General features: G+C 51.0%; 22 protein-coding genes. 18 read left to right on the forward strand and 4 right to left on the reverse strand.

What is annotated here, in order from left to right; all coding sequences use genetic code 11:
• Positions 1-46: 46 nt before the first annotated feature.
• Entirely contained in the window at positions 47-1,057 is a 1,011-nt protein-coding gene (locus tag WDY75_RS01550; protein ID WP_063478046.1) for a D-alanyl-D-alanine carboxypeptidase family protein, read from the reverse strand.
• Between the two features lie 200 nt (positions 1,058-1,257).
• On the opposite strand from WDY75_RS01550, the gene WDY75_RS01555 reads away from it, so the two are divergent.
• From WDY75_RS01555 to WDY75_RS01620, 14 genes are all read left to right on the forward strand, one after another.
• Positions 1,258-1,653 (forward strand): Fur family transcriptional regulator, encoded by a 396-nt coding sequence (locus tag WDY75_RS01555; protein WP_036640081.1) that lies wholly within the window; start codon positions 1,258-1,260, stop codon positions 1,651-1,653.
• Positions 1,629-2,447: a winged helix-turn-helix domain-containing protein gene (locus WDY75_RS01560; protein ID WP_006207006.1), complete on the forward strand. Its 819-nt coding sequence runs from the start codon at positions 1,629-1,631 to the stop codon at positions 2,445-2,447. The genes WDY75_RS01555 and WDY75_RS01560 overlap by 25 nt, the downstream gene beginning before the upstream one ends.
• A 176-nt stretch (positions 2,448-2,623) precedes the next feature.
• The gene (locus WDY75_RS01565) at positions 2,624-4,084 is read left to right on the forward strand and encodes a catalase (protein ID WP_006207005.1); all 1,461 of its coding nucleotides are present in this window, start codon (positions 2,624-2,626) and stop codon (positions 4,082-4,084) included.
• Between the two features lie 216 nt (positions 4,085-4,300).
• A protein-coding gene (locus WDY75_RS01570) for an IS3 family transposase (protein WP_156515032.1) occupies positions 4,301-5,679 on the forward strand; the annotation gives its coding sequence in 2 pieces (ribosomal slippage) (positions 4,301-4,778 and positions 4,778-5,679; 1,380 coding nt in all).
• Positions 5,680-5,887: 208 nt separating this feature from the next.
• Entirely contained in the window at positions 5,888-6,481 is a 594-nt protein-coding gene (locus WDY75_RS01575; protein WP_152827687.1) for a hypothetical protein, read from the forward strand.
• Positions 6,482-6,564: 83 nt separating this feature from the next.
• Positions 6,565-6,798: a hypothetical protein gene (locus tag WDY75_RS01580; RefSeq protein WP_063478042.1), complete on the forward strand. Its 234-nt coding sequence runs from the start codon at positions 6,565-6,567 to the stop codon at positions 6,796-6,798.
• A gap of 363 nt (positions 6,799-7,161) precedes the next feature.
• A complete protein-coding gene (locus tag WDY75_RS01585; RefSeq protein ID WP_063478041.1) occupies positions 7,162-7,977 on the forward strand; it encodes a uroporphyrinogen-III synthase in 816 nt (271 codons plus the stop codon).
• Between the two features lie 107 nt (positions 7,978-8,084).
• Positions 8,085-8,723 carry a ThuA domain-containing protein gene (locus WDY75_RS01590; RefSeq protein ID WP_006207003.1) on the forward strand — a complete coding sequence of 213 codons (639 nt, stop codon included), beginning with the start codon at positions 8,085-8,087 and terminating at the stop codon, positions 8,721-8,723.
• Between the two features lie 35 nt (positions 8,724-8,758).
• Complete coding sequence (locus tag WDY75_RS01595; RefSeq protein ID WP_063478040.1) at positions 8,759-9,457, forward strand: response regulator transcription factor; 699 nt, start codon at positions 8,759-8,761, stop codon at positions 9,455-9,457.
• Positions 9,454-10,806 carry a sensor histidine kinase gene (locus WDY75_RS01600; RefSeq protein WP_063478039.1) on the forward strand — a complete coding sequence of 451 codons (1,353 nt, stop codon included), beginning with the start codon at positions 9,454-9,456 and terminating at the stop codon, positions 10,804-10,806. Before WDY75_RS01595 ends, WDY75_RS01600 begins: the two co-directional genes overlap by 4 nt.
• Positions 10,807-10,888: 82 nt before the next feature.
• The gene (locus WDY75_RS01605; RefSeq protein WP_063478038.1) at positions 10,889-11,536 is read left to right on the forward strand and encodes a PepSY domain-containing protein; all 648 of its coding nucleotides are present in this window, start codon (positions 10,889-10,891) and stop codon (positions 11,534-11,536) included.
• A gap of 119 nt (positions 11,537-11,655) precedes the next feature.
• Positions 11,656-12,297, forward strand: coding sequence for a PepSY domain-containing protein (locus tag WDY75_RS01610; RefSeq protein ID WP_063478037.1), 642 nt, complete (start codon positions 11,656-11,658; stop codon positions 12,295-12,297).
• Between the two features lie 260 nt (positions 12,298-12,557).
• Positions 12,558-12,875, forward strand: coding sequence for a phasin family protein (locus WDY75_RS01615; RefSeq protein ID WP_006207000.1), 318 nt, complete (start codon positions 12,558-12,560; stop codon positions 12,873-12,875).
• Positions 12,876-14,546 carry an ABC1 kinase family protein gene (locus WDY75_RS01620; RefSeq protein WP_006206999.1) on the forward strand — a complete coding sequence of 557 codons (1,671 nt, stop codon included), beginning with the start codon at positions 12,876-12,878 and terminating at the stop codon, positions 14,544-14,546.
• A 1-nt stretch (position 14,547) separates the two neighbouring features.
• Here WDY75_RS01620 and WDY75_RS01625 read toward each other — a convergent pair whose 3' ends face one another.
• Positions 14,548-15,117, reverse strand: a complete 570-nt coding sequence (locus WDY75_RS01625; protein WP_063478036.1) for a hypothetical protein — start codon at positions 15,115-15,117, stop codon at positions 14,548-14,550.
• 204 nt (positions 15,118-15,321) lie between these two features.
• Here WDY75_RS01625 and WDY75_RS01630 point away from each other — a divergent pair, with 204 nt between their 5' ends.
• From WDY75_RS01630 to WDY75_RS01640, 3 genes are all read left to right on the forward strand, one after another.
• A complete protein-coding gene (locus WDY75_RS01630) occupies positions 15,322-17,001 on the forward strand; it encodes a DEAD/DEAH box helicase (protein WP_063478035.1) in 1,680 nt (559 codons plus the stop codon).
• 94 nt (positions 17,002-17,095) lie between these two features.
• Positions 17,096-17,446, forward strand: coding sequence for a DUF3243 domain-containing protein (locus WDY75_RS01635; RefSeq protein WP_006206996.1), 351 nt, complete (start codon positions 17,096-17,098; stop codon positions 17,444-17,446).
• Positions 17,447-17,619: 173 nt separating this feature from the next.
• Entirely contained in the window at positions 17,620-18,876 is a 1,257-nt protein-coding gene (locus WDY75_RS01640) for a hypothetical protein (protein WP_063478034.1), read from the forward strand.
• A 24-nt stretch (positions 18,877-18,900) separates the two neighbouring features.
• Here the strand turns inward: WDY75_RS01640 and WDY75_RS01645 are convergent, their stop codons facing one another.
• Positions 18,901-19,437 carry a hypothetical protein gene (locus WDY75_RS01645; RefSeq protein ID WP_082834267.1) on the reverse strand — a complete coding sequence of 179 codons (537 nt, stop codon included), beginning with the start codon at positions 19,435-19,437 and terminating at the stop codon, positions 18,901-18,903.
• A gap of 331 nt (positions 19,438-19,768) precedes the next feature.
• Here WDY75_RS01645 and WDY75_RS01650 point away from each other — a divergent pair, with 331 nt between their 5' ends.
• Positions 19,769-20,248 carry a glutathione peroxidase gene (locus WDY75_RS01650; protein WP_006206993.1) on the forward strand — a complete coding sequence of 160 codons (480 nt, stop codon included), beginning with the start codon at positions 19,769-19,771 and terminating at the stop codon, positions 20,246-20,248.
• Between the two features lie 96 nt (positions 20,249-20,344).
• Here WDY75_RS01650 and WDY75_RS01655 read toward each other — a convergent pair whose 3' ends face one another.
• Positions 20,345-20,980, reverse strand: a complete 636-nt coding sequence (locus WDY75_RS01655; RefSeq protein WP_036640059.1) for an SDR family oxidoreductase — start codon at positions 20,978-20,980, stop codon at positions 20,345-20,347.
• Between the last annotated feature and the right edge of the window lie 20 nt (positions 20,981-21,000).

Consider the following 21,000-nt stretch of genomic DNA (forward strand, 5'->3'; position numbering starts at 1 on the left):
ATTTCACTCCGATGCGTCTTTAGGTTGGATATGAGTCAAGGGCCATTTAATTAAAAAGGAGGGATAGGAGATTCGAAAACATGCCTTGACGCTCGAAGCCGTAATTCATCAGCTTCCGGGTTTCCGTGAACCGCTGATCCGTGCTCTCGGTTCCCATCACGACAGAGATCAACCGATTCCCTCCCCGCGCTGCGGTACCGGTAAAACAATAGCCGGCTGAGCTCGTATAACCGGTCTTGAAGCCGTCATTGCCCACATAGCCGTGCGCTTCGCCTGGCAGCATAAGATTGGTGGTATGCAGGGTAAGGTCCTTCTGCGGCAGCGGAAAATCCCGTTGGCTGGTGACTTCAAGCAGATCAGGGTGTTTATTCATGATCCAGCGGGCCAGCATGGCCGAGTCTCTGGCGGTCATGATGGTCTCTCCTTCGGTGGCCGCTTCCGCAAACGAAGCCAGATCGGCAGCAGGCAGCCCCGAAGCATTGGCAAATACGGTACGGTCGGAAAGACCGATTTCCTTCGCCCGGGCATTCATTTCCTTCACAAACTGTGTCTCCGACCCTTTTAGATGTTCGGCAATGGCCACCGCGGCATCATTGGCTGAATGAATAATGAGCGCCTGGAACAATTGTGTCAGGGTGTAAGACTCCCCTTCGACCATGCCAATACCCGAACCCGGCACTCCTGCAGCGTAACGACTGATGGATACCTCCTCGTCCCAAGCATGCTGTCCGGAACGGACAGCATCAAGCACCAGCAGCTCGGTCATCATTTTGGAGATGCTTGCAGGGGGAAGTGGAAGATCGGCATGCTGGGCATAGAGCACCCGGCCCGTCTCGGCATGAATCAGGATGGCTGAGCTGGCTTTAATGGAAGGGGGAATAATTACCCTTGTTATGTACACCGCCATAAGAATAACGACAAACAACAGAAGCAGCAGACTGAGACGGGCGCGTCCATTGCGGCGTTTTGCCCGATTGCTCTGCCGTCTGTTTGTTTCCTGCCGGGGTGGTTCGGATGTGGATGAAGGTTTATAGGGATGCTTGGCAACGGATTCCATGGCTGTATATCGACTCCTTTAACTGGCTGTTATTTGCATTAACATCTATGTTTCTAGTCTATCCATACAAGCTAAAGGAATTTTTAACGGAATCTAAAGAAATCTTAAAGATTACCAGCGGCATTTTCAGCGGCGGATATTGACCTTGAGATGAATAAGATTTATACTTGATCTAAAAATAAATTAAAAGGGTGAATACCTTGAGATCTTTAAATCTGACGACACAACGCCAAGCAGTATACGATGTCCTTCGGGAATCGCATGATCATCCGACAGCTGCGGATATCATGAACCGACTGGTGGAGAAAGGATATAATCTTGCATACGGGACCGTTTATAATTCCCTGCGTTATCTGACGGATAAACAGCTGATCCGGGAGTTGAAGCTTGGGGAGAGCGCAAGCCGATACGATGCCCGTACAGACGAACACCAGCACATTATTTGTGAAGTATGCGGAAAAGTCGACGAAGTCATGACGGAGGTGCCGGAGGATTGGGCGGCTACCGTGGCTGGCGAAACCAGCTATGTGATCCATCATGCTCACGTCGTATTCGGGGGGGTGTGTCCAGAATGCCAAATCAAACGGAAGAAATGATGGAGCCGGGAACGGTCTATCCGTTTCCGGAATGGAAATCCGGCAATCTGTTTGTTCGTCCGACGGCCGCTATGGCGATTGGCGATGCTTGTCCTACAACGCTGCGGGCCGCGTTATTGAGCCGTTCTCCAGGGCGGGTTCATGAAATGTTCATTACGCTGACGGACAACTGCTTTGAGGTGATGATGTTCCGAAAATGGGAACCGCGCCTGCAATCGGCTCTGAATACAGGACTGATCATTGCCGATATGACGGGCTGCCGGAATATGGCGGCATTCAACAAGGAGAAGGAGCTTCTGCTTCCCGAACGATCCTCCATTCCGATTCTGTACCTCGTGGGCGAGGAGCTGATGAGCAATGCAGGCTCAAGCCTGCTCGATGAAGAGCTTATGGTATGGCCTGCCCGCTCCAAGGATACGATGATGTATCAGGTACAGCGGACGATTCGATTGTTCTCACCCGCTGCGGGTTTGCCTGGAGAAGAGGAAGCTGTACGCGGTTTGGTGTACAAGGACTTATCGATTGATCGGGATAAAATGACCATTCACCGCGGAAGCACCCCCATTCACTTGACCAAGACAGAGTATCATTTGCTGATGCTGATGCTGGACAGCGAAGGGGCCGTCTGCACGCGTGAAGATCTGATGTGCAAGATTTGGGATACGGACTTTATGGGCGGCAGCAATGTGGTGGATGTCCATATCAAAAGCTTGCGTAAAAAGCTGAGCGACAATGCGGGAGCCCCGCGCTATATTGCAACAGTTAGAGGAGTGGGATACCGCCTGGCGGATTAATCCCCTCTTTTTTTTGCGTGCCTTCACGGTCTTTTCCAGCGTTCATCTGAACTTCATATAAGGATCATATAACACTCATGCGACAATCATGATCTGCTGGATTCTCCGATGATACAATCATCTCATAAATTTAGATTCAGTCTAAAATCAATTATAGAGATGATGGAGGTTCATACATGGACAGATTAACAACCAACCAAGGGGCTCCTGTAGGAGATAACCAAAATTCGAAAACGGCTGGCCGCCGCGGACCGACGCTGCTTGAGGATTATCATCTGATCGAAAAAATCGCCCATTTCGACCGTGAACGGATTCCGGAGCGTGTCGTTCACGCTCGCGGTGCAGGGGCGCACGGCGTGTTTGTGGTCGAGAATGATATGAAGGCTTATACCAGAGCTGCATTCCTGCAGGAAATTGGTCAGGAAACACCTGTCCTTGTGCGTTTCTCAACGGTTATCCATGGAACAGGATCACCGGAGACCGCTCGTGATCCACGCGGTTTTGCCGTGAAGTTCTACACGGAAGAAGGAAACTACGACATTGTGGGCAATCACCTCCCGGTCTTCTTTATCCGGGACGCCATTAAATTCCCGGATATGGTGCATTCCCTGAAACCTTCGCCCGAGAGCAATATTCAAGAGGCCGGCCGCTACTGGGATTTCATGACGCTGTCACCGGAATCCACGCATATGATGACTTGGCTGTTCTCGGATCATGGTACACCGGCAAATTATCGCGAGCTTGACGGCTTTGGTGTGCATTCCTTCAAGTGGGTCAATGGTGAAGGCAAAGTAACGTACATCAAATATAAGTGGGAATCCGTGCAAGGGGTAAGAACGCTGGATGTGGATCAAGCGGGTGAGGTGCAGGGCAAGGACTTCAATCATGCCACCCGTGATCTGCGCGAACATATCGAAAATGGTGATTTTCCGAAGTGGCGCCTGCAGGTGCAGCTGATGTCCCCCGATGAGATGGACGATTTGTCCTTTGATGCGCTGGATCCTACCAAGACCTGGCCGGAGGATCGCTTCCCATTCATCACCGTAGGTACGATGACACTAAACCGCAACCCGCAGAACTACTTTGCCGAGGTAGAGCAGGCCGCTTTCTCTCCAAGCGCTTTGGTGCCGGGTATTGAGCCATCCGAGGATAAATTGCTGCAAGGCCGCTTGTTCTCTTACCCGGATACGCAGCGTCATCGACTGGGACCGAATTATTTGCAGCTTCCGATCAACTGCCCGTACGCACCTGTGCGTAATCATCAGCGCGACGGCTTCATGAACGTGAAGCAGGATCCGTCACCGGTCAATTATGAGCCGAACAGTTATACAACGGGTCCTGTGGAAGACCCGTCGGTCCGCGAGAGCGAAGCTCCATTGACGGGGAGCGTTGTTCGTCAGCGCATCGAGAAAACGGATGATTTCACGCAAGCCGGTGAATTGTACCGTTCGTTTACGCAGCAGCAGAAGGACCATTTACTTCGCAATCTGATTGACGACCTGAGCCAGGTCAAATCCGATATCCAGCTGCGAGCCGTATGCAACTTCTACCGTGCAGACGCCGAATATGGCGCGAAACTCGCGGCAGGACTCGGCGTGGACCTGAGCGGATTTATCCCGGGCAGTCAGCAGAAGTAAGGCAAGAACAACCGATAGGAGCCTCCATCTTGTTCCCGCTGTGCAGGGTGGAGGCCTTTATATAAACGGTGATCCGAGATCACCAGCCAAGAGGGGTACCCGTGTTACAATGGGTACCCCTCTATTTGCATTCGACTCCCAGCGATCCCTGCTATCGCAGCTTCCGCCTTCGGCGGCCGACTTTTTGGGCCTGATCACTTTCGTGCTGATTCAAAAATGCTAGCCCGTCCAGCGAAACGAGCAACACCACCTTCGAAGGATAGCAAATTGGCATTAATTCAAGGGTATGACTCTGATCTTCTATCTCAAACAGAATACGCAAATCAAATGCGTGTAACCAAGTCTCAATTCCAATATTGGTTGAAGCTCTATGAGATACATGGTGAGACTGCCTTTACTAACGGCTATACAAATTATCCGGCAAGCTTTAAACTGGACGTACTCAATCATATGGCTCAATCAGACGCTTCTCTCATGGATACCGCTGCTTTGTTTAAGCTTCCGGACTTCTCCATGTTGTATTCCTGGCAGAGAAAGATGGAGACAGGCGGTTTAGAAGCCCTTGAGCCAAAAAAGAAGGGGCGTCCATCCATGAAGAAAAACCCCAATTCGTCTACCAAACGATCCGTAGTTGAAGGGTCTGTCGAAGCACTTGAAGAACGTATCAAACAGCTTGAAATGGAAAATGAGTATCTAAAAAAGTTGAATGCCTTAGTTCGAAACAAGGAAAAATCACCAAACAAGACAAAGCACAAGCCGTCTGGCAACTAAGGCATAAATATCCGGTGAAGGCACTCGTACAGGTGGCTGGTGTCCCGCGAAGCACCTATTACAACCTTATAAAGTGTATGAACCAACCAGATCCGAATACCGAGTTGAGGGCTGAAATTCAATCCATTTACGTGGAACATGACGGACGGTACGGATATCGCCGTATTCGTGATGAACTGGCAGTCCGTGGGTGGAAAGTTAACCACAAAAAGGTTCAGAGACTCATGAAGAAAATGGGTCTTACATGCCTGGTTCGCGTGAAAAAGTATAAGTCATATAAAGGGAGCGTCGGCAAGATTGCACCGAATCATCTGGACCGCCAGTTCACGGCTGGGGCGCCAAATGAGAAATGGGTGACGGACATTACGGAATTTAAGTTATTTGGAGAAAAGCTGTATCTATCGCCCATTTTGGACTTATTCAACGGGGAAATTATCACCTATACCCTGGATTCACGACCAACCTATTCTCTGGTATCTCAGATGCTGGATGCAGGACTGAAATGTCTGCCGGAAGAACACCATCTTCTCCTTCATTCTGATCAAGGATGGCATTACCAAATGAAGTCGTATCGGCATGCACTTAAGTCGAGAGGCATTCTCCAAAGCATGTCACGAAAAGGGAATTGTTACGACAATGCCGTCATAGAGAATTTCTTCGGCATTCTCAAGTCGGAGTTTCTGTACTACAAAGAGTTTGAATGTGCGGAACATTTTAAGGAAGAACTAAAAAAATATATGGAATACTACAATACCAAACGGTTAAAGGCAAAATTAAAAATGAGTCCGGTACAGTACCGAACTCATTTTGAGAAAGCTGCCTAATGAAATAACCGTGTCTAACTTTTGGGGGTCACTTCAAAAAGGAGGCTTTTTATTGTGGATCATGGCAGGGAGGCGTATCCTGATCTCTGGTAACTTACCCAAGCGGGGAACCTTTCCCGTCTTTTTTAATTTTTTTCATAACCTTTTCTATTTTTTAGGTGTTTATATTATTGGGAGCGCAATTATCACTAAATTTAGGAGGTATTATATGAAAAAAATTTTGCTCTGTGTTCTAACTCTCGTAAGTATTGTTGGGTTTTCGACAAGTGCCTTTGCTGCTGATGCTGGTGATTCACGGGAAGTGGAAGTTACGAAGCCAGCTTCCGTAGAAGAAGCTAAAGAAATTTCCGAAAAAGTCTATGCAGAGACTCCATTTATCAAAAATGCTAGTCCTGGAAAAGGTTCCCCCACAGAAGATGGCGGTATCAGTATCCAAGCAGATGCTCCTCTTCCTTATTATTTTAATGGTACATTTGACTCGACTCTAAGTTCAGCAAGAACTATCAAAAACGGCAATAGTTCCACCGTCCGAATTACTGTGAACTTTAATTGGGTAACCAGAGATATGCCTAGGATAACTCCTTATGAGGATAGATGGTATGACATCACGCTTTATGAAAACGGGGCACCTAAGGGGACTTACAGATTCTGGCCTGACACTGGATGGAATCACGCTGACTGGACCGGTATTACTCCTGGTGCAACATTGAGTTTTAGAATGACAAAGCCACAGTGGACTTGGAGCGATCCAAAGAGAGGTAATGGAGACATTACCGGCAGTGGAACAGTATTAAATCCATAAAGAAAACCATTCCATTTCATTACAAAAATTGAATTTTGTTACTTAAAAAGCATATAATTGATAGCATCAGGAGGTGAACTAACATGAAAAAGAAAACAATCATTGCTTTAGTAGCAGTATTTTCAGTTGTTGCTATGAGCACTGCAGCATTAGCTGCCACATCAGATTCTATTGGTTCTAGAAACAACCCAGATAAACTTGTTGCTCCTACTCGAGAGGAATCCAAACAGATTTATAAAGATGTGTATGAAAATACGCCATTCATAATTGATTCTAGAACCGGTAAGCATGTTGAAAAGCCAGATATAGACTTTTAACGAAAAAAACTAACCCTAAACCAAGGGTTAGTTTTTTTTGTTTATTGAACTTTTATACCACGTACATATGTCTAAAATCATATATTTTGTGCAATAGTACGCAAAATCCATTCCAATTTACGTTCTGAATGAACACGTACAGGATGATGGCCGGCTTCATACACCGGCTGCATTCTATGACATGGGTCTTGGGTTCCTTTCGTTATGGTCGCAGGTTTAGTAAAGGGAGATTTGGAAGAATAAGACCAAAGTGGCTTTATCTATAGGGTCAGGGCCTTTATACTGGAGTCAATACTAGATACTATAAGCTGTACTAAATTAACGGATGCACAGGCAAGAATTTAAGAGAGCGAGGCATATAAGATGGCACAGCATATGAAGGATCGGATCGTAGCCTTGGCCGGCCCGCGTAAAGCGGCAGACATGGCCAAGCTGGTGGAGAAGATGGGAGGAACCGCACTGCTCCGTCCGGCGCAGGGAACTGTGTTTTTGGATGATGAAGTGCTGCGCAGCTCTATCGGGGCTTGGCTCAAGGCGCCTGCGCCGTGGGCGATCTTTACGACAGGAATCGGCCTGGAGGCCATTTATGATATGGCAGAACAGATGGGCCTTATGGATACATTGAATGAAACGATGCAGCACACCTTCATTGCGGCAAGAGGGTACAAAACCGCAAATGCGCTTAAAAAACGCGGTCTCGCGCCCGTTGTCAGAGATGATGACGGCAGTACGGCCGGTCTCATCCGGTCGCTCGAGCCGCATGATTTCACAGGCAAGCGTGTCATTCTGCAGCTTCATGGCGAGTCGGCGCCCAAGCTGGTGGAGTGGCTCGAAGGCCGCGGCGCGGCGGTTGAGCAGATTCTGCCGTATCAGCATATTCCACCGCTTGAGGAAGACATTTCGCAGCTTGTCGATGAAATCATCGGCGGCAAGGTCCATGCCGTTGCTTTTACCAGCGCACCCCAGTTTCGTTTTTTAGCTGATTATGCCCGTGCCCATGGCAAGCTGGAGGCGGTGCTGGAGGCATTCCGGGGACCTGTCCTGGCAGCGGCTGTAGGGAAGGTTACAGCCCAGGGGCTGCGTGAGGAAGGCATTGAACGCATGGTGGTTCCGGAGGAGGAGCGGATGGGCAGCATGATGGTGACGCTTGGCCGCTACTTTGCTCAAAATCAAGAATAATGTCATGATATAGAATGGGAGCTGGCAAGATTAGCTTCCATTCCGGCTTCTGATGCATGTTTTCGGAGGATCATGTGAAATATGGAGTAGTAATAGGAGGATGACCAATGGATAAGAAAAAAGCATTGCTGCTCGGCAGCTATACCCACCCGAAGTTTCATCCGCTGCAAGGCATCGATAAACAAATGACGCATCTGCTGAATGATATGTTCACCGTGCAGTGCACGGAAAATCATAAAATGCTTCATGAGAGCAATCTGTACCCTTATGAGTTATGCATCGCCTACAGCGATTTGTGGGACGAGCGCGTCTCCCCCCGGCAGACCGCCGGCTTGCTGTCCTATGTAAGCGGAGGCGGTGGATTGCTTGTCATTCATAACGGGGTGACGCTGGCTAACCGGTATGAGCTGGCCCAGCTGATCGGCGCCCGGTTTGACGGACACCCGCCAATGGAGAAGCTGTATTTTGTCCCCGGGGAGACCGAACACGATATTACGGAAGGCATGGAGCCTTTTGTGCTGGATGAGGAGCCTTACCGCTTCATATTTGATCCCTTCACCGAGAAAACGGTGCTGCTGCATTATGAATTCGAAGGGAAGCAGTGGCCTGCTGCCTGGTGTCATACGTATGGCATCGGACGCGTGGTATTCCTGATGCCGGGTCACCATGAGCCGTCCTTTCTCCAGCCACAGCTGCGGCTCATGATCACGCAGGCAGCGAAGTGGGCTGCACGTGTTCCAGGTTAAATGATTTCGTGAGGATATCGGTGGGAGGGACGCGCGTGAGCGGGAAGATTTTAATTGTAGAGGATGAAGTGAAAATATCCCGCTTGCTTGAAATCGAGCTGGAGAGTGAAGGTTATCAAGTGACCAAGGCGGATAACGGACTGGATGCGCTGGAGGCTTACCGCAGTCAGGACGTGGATTTGATATTGCTGGACGTCATGCTGCCGGGGATGAGCGGGATCGAGCTGCTTCGCCGGATTCGTGCGCATGATACGTACACGGCCGTGCTGCTGCTGACTGCCAAGAGCTCTGTTGAGGATAAAGTGTCAGGGCTTGATCTTGGAGCCAACGATTATATTACGAAGCCGTTTCAGATCGAAGAGCTGCTGGCGCGGATTCGTGCGGCATTGCGGCTTCAGGGGGCCCAGCATTCGGCAGAGCAGTCAGACGGGGAGTGGCTTACGGCTGCGGACCTGAAATTGAATGAAGGCACGCGTGAAGTCATTCGCGATGAACGAAGAATGGATCTGACGCCGCGCGAATTCGACCTGCTCGTATACTTGCTGAAGAACAAACGGCAGGTGCTGAATCGCGAGCAGATTCTTGCCGCCGTATGGGGATATGATTACTACGGCGATACCAACGTCGTTGATGTATACATACGCTATGTCCGCAAAAAAATCGATCAGGACGGCAAGCCGGAGCTGATTCACACCGTTCGCGGTGTCGGCTATGTGCTGAAAGATACCCCATGAAGCTGAGCAGCAAAATCCACCTCTATTCGTCGGTGCTGATGGCTGTCATCCTGATTGTCATGAATTTATGCATCTATTATGTGTTCAGCAAAATGTCGCTGGACAGCCAGCTGAAACAGGCGGAGGTTGAGGCGTCCAGCATAGCCCGGGGCATGGCACATTCAGCCGCTGCCATTCCCGTCGGTGATTTGCTGCGAAGCTATGTACCAGCTGACGGGAAGATTCAATTCGTCCCGGCGGACAGCAAGGTCAAATCTCCGTTTGTGACCTCCTCCGGCGAGGAGATGGAAGGGCTCAAGCTGCCGTATAACACCAATAAGCAGGTAAAGCAGATTTCGTATGAAGGCATGCGTTACGTGATGGTTTCCATGCCGGTGATTTGGAGTGACGGGGCTGTTTACAACATCCAAATTTCCCGCAGCTTGGCCGCAACGATGGAGACGCTGCAGGCACTCCGAATCGTACTGGTGGCTGTAACCGCCATAGGGCTTGTCCCGATCGTGGTTTCTACGCGGGTGCTGGGGAGATTGATCATGCAGCCGATCACCGGCTTGATCCATACGATGAAGGATATTCGTCAAAGCGGCCGCTTCCGGCGAATCGAGCTGAAGGAGAAATCGAAGGACGAGCTGGTTGAGATGGGCGCTGCGTTTAACGACATGATTACGCTGCTGGAGAGCAATCACGCCAAGCAGGAGCAATTTGTATCCAACGCTTCCCATGAGCTGAAGACACCTCTGACCATTATTGAGAGTTACGCAAGCTTGTTGAAGCGTCGTGGAATGGATCGGCCCGAATTGTTCATGGAGTCGGTCGAAGCGATTCACTCTGAGGCCATTCGAATGAAGGAAATGACGGAGCAGCTGCTGCTGCTTGCCCGCAATCAGGAGCAGTGGCAAGTCGAGATGGAGCAGGTGGATCTTGTTGCATTGTCGGAGTCCTCGGCGCGTGCTTTTCGCGATGCCTACAATCGCACGGTGGAGATTAAAGCCGATGGTGAGGTTCTCGGCTGGACAGACAGCCGCAGGCTGAAGCAGCTCCTATTCATTCTGCTGGATAATGCGCGTAAATATAGTGACGAGCATATGATCATCGAGATTGGGAACCAATCATCCGAAGCCTATATCCGGGTTATCGACCGCGGAATCGGAATAACCAAAGACGAGCTGGAGCATGTGTTTGACCGCTTCTACCGGGTGGACGAGGCCCGCGGCCGCCGCGGCGGAGGGGCGGGGCTCGGCTTGTCCCTAGCGAAGGATATCGCAGCAGCCATCTCTGCCGTTGTGGAGCTGGACAGCCTGCCTGGCGTGGGCACAACAGCCACGATTCGCATGAGGGCCTCCCAATAGAAGAAAAGCACCCTTTTCTCATCAAATTCTAACCAAACTGCGCTATACTGACGGAAAAGACGAATGTGTCCGAGGTGATTAGATGCGTAAAAAAGTCAGTTTGCTGCTGGGTGTCGTTCTCGTTGTGGCTGTTATGATCATTGTGAATGCGGTCTGGAGTCCGTTCAGCCGTTCGACGGAGGCCATGTCACAGGCTGAAGCCGTTCGTGGGGTATTGGAGCAATACCAGGGCGGTGAAATTATAAAAGCATCCCTGGAAGGTGAGATGTACCGGATGGAGCTTCAATCGGACACCGGAAAGTACGAGCTGACAGTGGATGCCCGTAACGGGGACATCGTGTCCATCAAACCACTGGACCAAGCGGAAGTGAAGCCGGAGCCGGAGCCGGTTGACCCCGTTGACCCCGTGCAGTCACCGGATCAGGGTAATCCCCCCAAGCCGGGAGAGAACGGTGGGGAGGGAACAACAAACGGCGAAAGCGGAAACGGTACAGGGATCAACAACCCCGAGCCGCCTAAAACGATGATTACCAAAGAACAGGCGACCAAACTCTCCTTAGGGAAGGTAGCGGGAACGGTTGAAGACGTGGAGTATCGCGAGAGCAAGAGCAGCCGTTACTATCTGGTGGAGATTGAGCGGGAAGATGGACGGGAAGCAACCATTCAAGTCCATGCGATTACAGGCGAAATTATGACGATTACATGGGACGACGATGATGACGATGAATAATGAGAGGGTATTTCACATTTTATCATCGTTTTCTAATCTTTCTCTCGGAGTGCTCTCATTTTGAACGTTTATATTAGGTTTGTAGAGATAACCAAGAGAGTATAGAGGAGGCGTAAGATATGAAAAAAGGAACATTGTGGGCAGGTGCGCTGTCCGTGGCAATCGCGGCAAGTGGAGTATACGGTTATAACGCTGTGCAGGCGGCAGGATCAGAAAAGGCCCCGGCAGCGAAAACCCAGGCGGCAGCGAAGCAGCAGCTGATCGGTATGGAGAAGGCAGAGCAGTTGGCACTGGCCGCTGCCAGCGGTAAAGTGGAGAGCATTGATATCGACCGCAAAAAAGGCAAGCTGGTCTATGATGTGGAGATCCAGCAGAAAAACCGGGATGTGGATGTATGGATTGATGCCTACACAGGCAAATCCCTCGGTGTTCGGGTAGACCAGGACGATGATGATAATGACCGCGACAACATTCCCGCCAATCTGATTGGTGCCGGCAAGGCTTCTGCTATTGCAGTCCAACATGTTAAGGGCGGGACTGCTGTGGAAGTGGATTTGGACCAAGATGACGGCAAATGGGTGTATGACGTTGAAGTCAAGACAGCCAAAGGGTCGTCTGAGGTAGAAGTTCATGCCGTCAGCGGCAAAGTGATCAAGGCAGAGAATGAGAAGCATGACGACCACGATGACGATGACGACCACCATGGCCGGGATCATGATGATGATCGTGACGATAACGATAACGATCGTGATGACGACTAAGCCGTTTTTCATCCTCACGGAATAGATGCATAAACGAACAGGCGGGGGTATGGTTTCCCCCGCCTGTTCGCTTTTTTCATGATGGCACCTGAATGGTCGTTCTGTTCATCTGAAACCAAGATGCCCTCATATTTAGAGTGAAATCAGGGGAAATTGATAAGGAAGCTTCTCTATACTTATGAAGGCAAGTCCAAGGATAGATGTTTTTGCCAGCATTACAGGTTATAATGGAACCAGACAACGACCGGGAGGGATATACCTTGAGTGATCTTTTTAAAAAAGCAATCTCGTTAGGATTGGGCCTTACCGTAGTCAGCAAGGAAAAAGTAGAGAAAGTCGTGGATGATTTGGTTAAACGCGGGGAGCTTGCTCCTGCGGAGTCCAAGGCACTTGTGAACCGTCTCGTGGAACGCGGCGAAGAAGAGCAGTCGCAGATCAAGACGTATATTTATGAACAGGTGCAGCGTGTATTGTCCGAGCTGGACGTACCTAAAGAGAGTGATGTCGCCAGCCTGGAACAGCGCATTGCCGCTCTGGAGAAGAAGGTCGTAGAACTGGAAGGATCGCAGCAGGAATAGATGGCGGTCCGAATCCGACATGCCGGACGTTACCGGGAAATCGCCATGGCGCTCATGCGTCATGGCTTTGGCTATATGGTGGAGGAGATGGGACTGTTTCATGTCCTGTCGCTGCCGGTCCGCTGGAGTTCCAGGGAGCAGCCGGAGACCATCACCTTAGGGGAACGCATCCGGCGGGTGCTTGAGGATCTTGGGCCGGCATTTGTGAAGCTTGGCCAACTGGCGAGTACAAGATCCGACCTGCTGCCAGACCATATTATCCAGGAATTGGTGAAGCTGCAGGAGCGGGTTCCTCCTTTTTCTTCTGCCAGCGCGCGGGAGCTGATTGAGCAAGAATGGGGAATGCCGATTGACGACGTATTGAGTGAGTTTGAAGAGAAGCCGCTGGCTGCTGCCTCGATTGGGCAGGTTCATGCCGGGAGGCTGAAGTCTGGAGAATGGGTAGCGATCAAAGTTCAGCGGCCGGGCGTAGCCCGAATGATCGGCCGTGACTTGGAGATATTACGGGATTTAATCTCGATTGCCGAGCGTCACTGGGAATGGGTCAAGCTGTACCGGGTGGACCGGATTGTTGACGAATTTGCCAGAGCCATGATGGCAGAGCTGGATTACAGCCATGAGGCCCGAAATGCAGAGAAGGTTGCATCGCAGATGACGGAGCATGAATTTATCCGCATTCCGCGGATTTATTGGGAGTACACGTCATCCAAGGTGCTGATGATGGAGTATGCGGAGGGTCTTACGTTAAGCCGGCGGCAGGAGATTGTAGCCAAGGGACATGATCTGAAGGCTATCGCGGAGCATCTGATTGACGGCATGCTGCAGCAGATTTTTCTTGAAGGGTTCTTTCATGCGGACCCTCATCCCGGGAATCTGCTCGTCCGAGAGGACGGGAAGCTGGTTTTTCTGGATTTCGGGCTGGTCGGACAGCTCAGTGAGAGTATGAGGGATCATCTGTCCGGACTCATTATTGCGCTGATGCGGCGGAACTCGGAAGGGATGATCCGGGCAATTTCCAGAATGGGTTTGATCCCGGAGGATTGTGATATGGACTCCCTGCGGTCCGATATGGACCGGCTGCGGGGAGAATATTATGATGTTCCATTCTCCCAAGTGCGTATCGGCAAGGCGCTGACGGATTTGTTTGCCGTAGCTCAGCGCCATCAGATTATGCTGCCTCCGGATCTGACACTTCTGGGCAAATCATTGCTGACGCTTGAAGGGGTCATCGAGATGCTGGATCCGAATCTCAGCATTATCGATATGGCGGAGCCTTTTGGACGAAAGCTATTGAAGAAGCGGTATAATACCCGCCGAATCGGCAGGAAGGTGCTGGATGGGGTAGCGGGTCTTGCGGAGAGTTTGCTTGATCTGCCTGGACAGGCCAGACAGCTGTCGGCTCTGATCAGCAAAGGGAAGCTGCGGGTGGAGATCAGCGTTCCGGAGCTGCAAGCGCTGATGCGCAAGCTGGATCAGATCAGTAACCGGCTGTCTTTCAGCATTGTACTTCTCGCTTTCAGCATTATTATGGTTGGCTTGATTATCGGTTCGTCACTCAGTCGGGAGCCGATGATGCTGTGGAGCTTCCCGGTAATCGAAGTCGGATTCATTGTAGCCCTGCTCATGGTCGCATGGCTGCTGTATGCGATATTCAAATCCGGGAGGTTCTAGCCTAGCCGGCAGATTCGGCTCTGGCTCGCTTGCGCTGCTGCACCCAGGTTTGGACTCCGATCAGGATCCACTCAATCAGGTGGAAGAACAGCGCAATGAACAGCGATTGCAGCCAGCCTCCGATCGGAATGGCCGGTATCAGCAGGGACACGATGTATAGCAGAACCGTATCGAATGCAATCGTAACGGTTTGCTTGATATAGATGGAGGCGTCCTTGCGAAGGAGCAGCCGCAGCAAGGCGATGACCAATGGGTGAATAAGGCTCTCGAAGATCAGGAATCCGATCAGAACGATGAGCGAGAAGCCCAGCAATACGCCATTGCTGTCGAAGGCAAGGGTGTCGCCGGATCCCGCTGGGTCGGTCAATGGGAACCATCCCGCATATAACATAGCGAAGAGCTCAAGCGGTATAATAATGAAGGCTGACAACAGCGGGATAAGCCACAGCTTCTTACGGAAGGGAACATGGGGCTCCCCGTCACGCCGCGATATGTAATTGATCATCAGATTGATAAGGCCGAACAGGATCAGCAAGATGAGTGCTGTCAGGATGAGCTGTACGTTGTTCATTTCGGAGCACCTCCTCGCTTAGTGTAAACTGGATATCTATATGTTGACATTACCAAAGTCAGGGACGTTTGTCAGTTTCTTTACAACTAGAACGATTCCGAAGGACATTTTGTTGGGACTAATGCAGGTTATGCGTGATATCCAGCCAAACCAGTATAGAAGATAAACGCAACAGATGCTAAAAAATTAAATGAGGTGGAACGTTTGCCGAACTTTCAACAACTGGGTATTGACGAACAAAGAGTAAGGAAACTGAAGGAGCAGGGAATTACGGTGCCGACTCCGGTGCAACAAGAGAGCATCCCGCTGCTGATCGATGGAAAAGATGTTATCGCCCGGGCACGCACCGGCACCGGGAAGACGCTGGCTTTCATGCTGCCGATTCTGCAGCAGATCGATCCCAAGCGGGCGTATCCGCAGGCGCTCATTATTGCGCCAACGCGAGAGCTGGCATTGCAAATTACGGAAGAAGCCAAGAAGCTCACAGCCGGAGAGCCGGATGGCATTAAGATTCTGGCGGTATATGGCGGGCAGGACGTGGAGAAGCAGCTGCGCAAGCTTGAGGGCGGGCGCCACCTGATCATTGGCACACCGGGACGTTTGCTGGATCATTTACGCCGCGGCACGCTGGAGCTGGGCGGTGTCAAACAGCTGGTGCTGGATGAAGCCGATCAGATGCTGCATATGGGCTTCCTGGATGATGTGGAGGCGCTGATTCACGCACTTCCATATCGGCGTCAGACGATGCTCTTCTCTGCCACGATGCCTGCCGGGGTGAAGCAGCTGGCTGGAAACTATATGAATCAACCGGTTGATATAGTCATTAAAGGAGCCTCCCCGATTCCGCTGGAGCAGATTCAGCAGGTAGTGGTCGAGTGTACGGACCGCTCGAAGCAGGATGCCTTGCGTACGATGATTGAGCAGTATAACCCGTTCCTGGCGATTATCTTCTGCCGGACGAAGCGCAGAGCGAGTATCTTGAATGATGCGCTGCTGGCCCATGGCTACCAGTCGGACGAGCTGCACGGGGACCTGTCCCAGGCGAAGCGGGAAGCGGTGATGAAGCGATTCCGGGATGCCAAGCTGCAGCTGCTGGTGGCAACGGACGTTGCTGCCAGGGGGCTTGACGTGGAAGGCGTTACGCATGTATTTAACTACGACATGCCTCATGATGTCGAGAGTTACATCCATCGCATCGGACGGACCGGACGGGCCGGGGGTAACGGAATGGCGATCACCTTCGCGGCTGGCAAGGACCTAAATGACCTGCAGCGAATTGAAGAAGGAATTTCCCTGCGTTTAAAGCGTGTGCGTTATGACTCTGGTGCTGGCAGCCTTCGGGAAAGCACTGGCGATTCAGGCAGGGATGCAGGCAGACCGAGAAACGCAAGAAGTGTCTCCTCACTCGAATCCGATAATGAACGTGGACAAGGCAGAGGCCGTGCGGATCGTGGGACGGGCTCCGGACGGAGCCGGGGTAACCATTCTGGAAGCGCGCGCGGCGAGCAGAGCCGGGGAAGAGGCGAGTCGTCACGCCGGGATGAGCGTGGAACTGGCCGGGTCAGCAGCCGCGAGGGTCGCGCAGGCGAAGGCCGAGGACCGTCACTGGCTGGTGAACGTGGCAGCAGCAGCCGCGGGGGTCGCGCAGGCGAAGGCCGAGGACCGTCACAGGCTGGTGGACGTGGCGGCAGCAGCCGTGAAGGTCGCGCAGGCGAAGGCCGTGGGCCGTCACAGGCCGGAGTGCGCGGCAGCAGCAGCGGACGCGGGCAATCCAGGACCGAAAGCCGGGGGAGTCAGAACAGTCGCGGTGGTCAAGGCGGTACTCGTAATTCCGAAGGCCGCGGTGCAAGAGGCCAAGGCGGCGGACGGCGCGGCGGGCGTTAAGTACTGAGGGAATTTTTAGGAGAAACCTGTTTCAATTCGGATGAGCACGGTTAAGTACAGAGCGTTACCTAGTCGAAGACAAGGAGGCGTTATCATGTCTGAACATAATCATGTTGTGAATAAGAATGGTGAGCTGGATGTGAGTAAGGTTGACCATGCGCTGGACCGAATTGACGATGGGGATAAGGAGCGGATTCTGGCTGACTTTGATGCCTTCCAATCCTATTTGAACAAGCGAATTCAGCTTGCTGAGAGCATCGGTTTGAATGAAGAGCAGCTCGCTCAGGCCGCAGAGAAGGTAGCAGGTTACCTGGCGGCAAATGAGGAGCCCCGTAATTCCGAGGAGAAGCTTCTTCAGGAATTATGGAAGGTTGGTACACAAGCGGAGCAGCATCAGCTGGCTCATCTGCTTGTTAAACTGGCTCAGAACCGTACGGCTCAGTAAGGCGAAGAATGAAACGAAAACCTTCCCCGGCCGCTGTCGGGGGAGGTTTTTTGGTTCGGAACAACGGCATGAAACCATAAACATAATTTATGGGAGACAGGGCCTTGTTTCATTTTCGTTACATATTGTTTTCTCCGATAACAACAATAGAATATAAGGAGGGAGTTGCCTGAATGTCTCTGGTGATTCATGAGCAGAGAAAACCCCAAATGCAGCCCTTTTATTGGGTGATTACCTTCGAAATGCACGTGCTGGGGCTGCTCCTTAGCTTGGTGCTAACGATGGGACCCTTGATTCTGCTGTACCTCTGGAACCATGTTTGGTCCTGGATAAGTCTAGCTGCCATACCTGCAGGCATCTTTATGGGAGCTAAGCTGTTTAGAAGCTTGAAGGGACATGTCTGGAACAACACACATCTGGATGAGTACTTGTTATATGAGGATCATGTGGAGTACGAGAGGTGGGACCCAGAGTCAAAAGATTCATTCAAGGGGAACCTATGGCTCGGCGATGTGAAGGAAATATACTATGGAAGGTATATTTTTTCATTTAGTTATGCCTATAAGAAGAGCAAAATGAGCGAAACACTGCCTATGGCAGAACTGATGCCAGTCCTGTATCTCGTGGGTACAGGAGAGCAGGGGGACCGGACGGTGGCCATTCCTTTTACCGATTCGATGGATGCCAACCGCTGGCTGGAGGTCATAGGTCGGCGGGACCTTCCGATATATCTGACCTCGATCATCGTACAGGATCTGGCAGATGAATCGGTTGCCGATGTGCTTCGCGAAGACGAGGATTTGGAACAGACCGCATTCGATGGCAATATAGAGCGGCAATATCGGCCTTATCTGGACCGTCTCTTGCAGGAGAGCGATGAGGAGCGGGAACTGACGGAAGAAGAACTGAATCAGCTGGAATACGAGATGAAGCTGTACCAATACGAAGAGGCGCTTCAAAAGCGGAGATCGGCGTTTCGCGGGACGGGGCTGCTTGCCTGGCTGGTATTCCCTGTTCAGTTCGGCATCGCATTCTGGTTGACCCGTGCGGCAGAGCAAGGTACCGTGGATCCGGAACAAATGCTGTACCCGATTCTGCTTCTTGGACTTTTCTCCATTCTGTTTTTTGTTCTGGTGAAATGGATGCGCTGGCTGCAGATTCTCATCTTCCCGGGGGTCACGTTCATTACGTTTGTTTTTTTGGACTTCTCCGAAGTTGAAACCGACCCTTCTTACCAGATGTCGAGCATGCTGCTTGCCATGACCATGCTGTCTCTGCCGGTGGTTACTCTTATCTATTTGGGTATACGGCATATGCGCAAAGGCCGTGACATCAAGAACCTCCCGCCCATCCCAGAGCCCTGCCAGCCTGTGTCCCAAACGAATGATGCAGGTGTCAGGCCAGAAAATCATCTGTCAACTCGAACTTGATAATATAAACGAAGAACGTAGCCCTCATACCTCGGGCTGCGCTTCATAATGGAATCGATACGTTGTCATGGGGTGGCTTGTGAACGTGGAATCCAGCTTTTTCTTCTCACCCGGTTCCAGTGTCACGCCTTCGTAGGTCTTGATAAATACCTCTTCATCCTCGCTGTCGTAGAGGTAAACCCGGATATGACCACTGAATGTTTGAGTCGCATGATAGTTGCCTGCATAGACCACGATATCGGCGTCATCCTCATTTTTATATGCACCGACATAAGCGATGACGTAATCCTGAGTCCCATGAAGCTGACCGTTTGCTTGTTTGTCCTCATACCGCTGATCCAGGCTTTGTATCATCGTTTCTTCCTTGTACAGGGATTCCTGGGTGATCAGGCCGATCGGGATCGTCAGCATAAAGTAGAAGATGAGCGCTGAGAGCCCTGTGCTTCGCAGCACCGTCTTCTTGTCATATCCACCCATGATCAGTCCGATAAATGCAATCAGGACCATGAGAAGGACGATGAGATGCCATGGAGATAAAAACATTTCGGGGTATAATTTCATTGCTCTTGCCTCGCTTATGTATGAGTATATGATGGATACATAAGATCCAACCCTCTCGGGTCATTACCCTGCTGGTCTGCTGTCTAAACATGCTTGTTTGTCATCAAGTATATGTCCGTTCATTATGGCAAAGCATGCAATATAGGCTGCAGATCATAGTACCATTCAATTCGATACAAAAGGATACACTTTATGCTCTTTATGGCCATATCAGAACCGGGATTTGGTTTGATGGCATTTATTCGGTATGATGGAGGGAGACCACAAGGCTTCAGCGTCACGGCAGGAGTCTAATGTCCATTCAAAACAAAGCCGGGGAGGAGATCCAAAGATGTCAGTTTATGAATATCAAGCAACAAACCCATCAGGCCAGGAAGTTTCACTCGATCAGTATTCAGGCAAGGTTCTGATTATAGCGAATACGGCAAGTCAATGTGGTCTTACGCCACAATATGGCGAGCTTCAGCAGCTGTATGACCAGTACGGCCAGCAAGGGCTGCAGGTTCTTGGCTTCCCGTGCAATCAGTTTGGCGGACAGGAGCCGGGGACAAGTGAAGAGGCAGCATCGTTCTGTCAAATAAACTATGGTGTGAAATTTCCGGTTTTCGAGAAGATTGATGTGAACGGGGAAGGGGCGCATCCGTTGTTTCAATATTTGAAATCGGAGCAGCCAGGACCGAATGAAGGCGGGGAGATCGCCTGGAATTTTACGAAGTTCCTGGTGGATCGTGAGGGTAACGTTGTTCAGCGGTTCGAACCGCGCGACACACCTGAATCGATGAAGAGTGCTATCGAATCACTGCTGGGTTAAAGGCAGAATATATCGCTAATATAACAGGGCTGTTTCCTAACAGGGCGTATTTGTCCGCAGGAGAACAGTCCTGTTTTTTCTTTTGGAACGAATATATTAACTTGAGGCTAACTCCTTCAGGGCATCCTCTATATGACGCTGGCCTTGAATCAGATCAAACGTGGTATTCTCCGTCTCCGGCAGTGAAAGACATAACACCGCGGCATGCGCAACATCATGACGGGATACGGGCCCGGCCTTCGGGAGATTGGAATCCGCTTCAACTGTTCCGGCAGGCTCATGATTCGTTAATTCTCCTGCCCGAATGATGGTGTGAGTTAACGTACTCTCGGCAAGAATGACTTCTGCCTTATGCTTAGCGAGCAGATATGGTTTCAGCTCAGGCAGGTTCCCCGGATTCTTGGTCTCCATACAGCTGATCATAATAAAGCGTGGAATCCCTTCAAGCACGCACTGCTCGATCAGCCGGACGGTGCCGATTTGATCGGTCTCCTGCGGATCCTCGGTGACCCCGGCCCCCACTGCACAAATAACGGCATCGACATCTTTCAGGCCCCCTGAATAAGTCTGAGCCAAATCGCCGACAATTCCTTCTGCACCTTCCTGCTCCATATTTCGCTTATGATCCTCATCCGGAATGAGACCGCGCACTTGATATCCTTTTTGTACAAGAAGCTTCGCAATCAGCCTTCCGGTTGTTCCACCGGCTCCAGCAACAAATACGGTAGTCATCTCCAAACACCTCCTGCACA

The organism is Paenibacillus glucanolyticus, assembly GCF_037333485.1.
In the GTDB taxonomy this organism is placed as follows: Bacteria; Bacillota; Bacilli; order Paenibacillales; family Paenibacillaceae; genus Paenibacillus_AQ; species Paenibacillus_AQ glucanolyticus.

Coding starts and splice junctions, on each gene's coding strand:
- WDY75_RS01550 (WP_063478046.1), bottom strand. CDS start 1,057: ATGGAATCCGTTGCCAAGCATCCCTATAAACCTTCATCCACATCCGAA.
- WDY75_RS01560 (WP_006207006.1), top strand. CDS start 1,629: ATGCCAAATCAAACGGAAGAAATGATGGAGCCGGGAACGGTCTATCCG.
- WDY75_RS01565 (WP_006207005.1), top strand. CDS start 2,624: ATGGACAGATTAACAACCAACCAAGGGGCTCCTGTAGGAGATAACCAA.
- WDY75_RS01575 (WP_152827687.1), top strand. CDS start 5,888: ATGAAAAAAATTTTGCTCTGTGTTCTAACTCTCGTAAGTATTGTTGGG.
- WDY75_RS01580 (WP_063478042.1), top strand. CDS start 6,565: ATGAAAAAGAAAACAATCATTGCTTTAGTAGCAGTATTTTCAGTTGTT.
- WDY75_RS01585 (WP_063478041.1), top strand. CDS start 7,162: ATGGCACAGCATATGAAGGATCGGATCGTAGCCTTGGCCGGCCCGCGT.
- WDY75_RS01590 (WP_006207003.1), top strand. CDS start 8,085: ATGGATAAGAAAAAAGCATTGCTGCTCGGCAGCTATACCCACCCGAAG.
- WDY75_RS01600 (WP_063478039.1), top strand. CDS start 9,454: ATGAAGCTGAGCAGCAAAATCCACCTCTATTCGTCGGTGCTGATGGCT.
- WDY75_RS01605 (WP_063478038.1), top strand. CDS start 10,889: ATGCGTAAAAAAGTCAGTTTGCTGCTGGGTGTCGTTCTCGTTGTGGCT.
- WDY75_RS01610 (WP_063478037.1), top strand. CDS start 11,656: ATGAAAAAAGGAACATTGTGGGCAGGTGCGCTGTCCGTGGCAATCGCG.
- WDY75_RS01620 (WP_006206999.1), top strand. CDS start 12,876: ATGGCGGTCCGAATCCGACATGCCGGACGTTACCGGGAAATCGCCATG.
- WDY75_RS01625 (WP_063478036.1), bottom strand. CDS start 15,117: ATGAACAACGTACAGCTCATCCTGACAGCACTCATCTTGCTGATCCTG.
- WDY75_RS01635 (WP_006206996.1), top strand. CDS start 17,096: ATGTCTGAACATAATCATGTTGTGAATAAGAATGGTGAGCTGGATGTG.
- WDY75_RS01640 (WP_063478034.1), top strand. CDS start 17,620: ATGTCTCTGGTGATTCATGAGCAGAGAAAACCCCAAATGCAGCCCTTT.
- WDY75_RS01645 (WP_082834267.1), bottom strand. CDS start 19,437: ATGAAATTATACCCCGAAATGTTTTTATCTCCATGGCATCTCATCGTC.
- WDY75_RS01650 (WP_006206993.1), top strand. CDS start 19,769: ATGTCAGTTTATGAATATCAAGCAACAAACCCATCAGGCCAGGAAGTT.
- WDY75_RS01655 (WP_036640059.1), bottom strand. CDS start 20,980: ATGACTACCGTATTTGTTGCTGGAGCCGGTGGAACAACCGGAAGGCTG.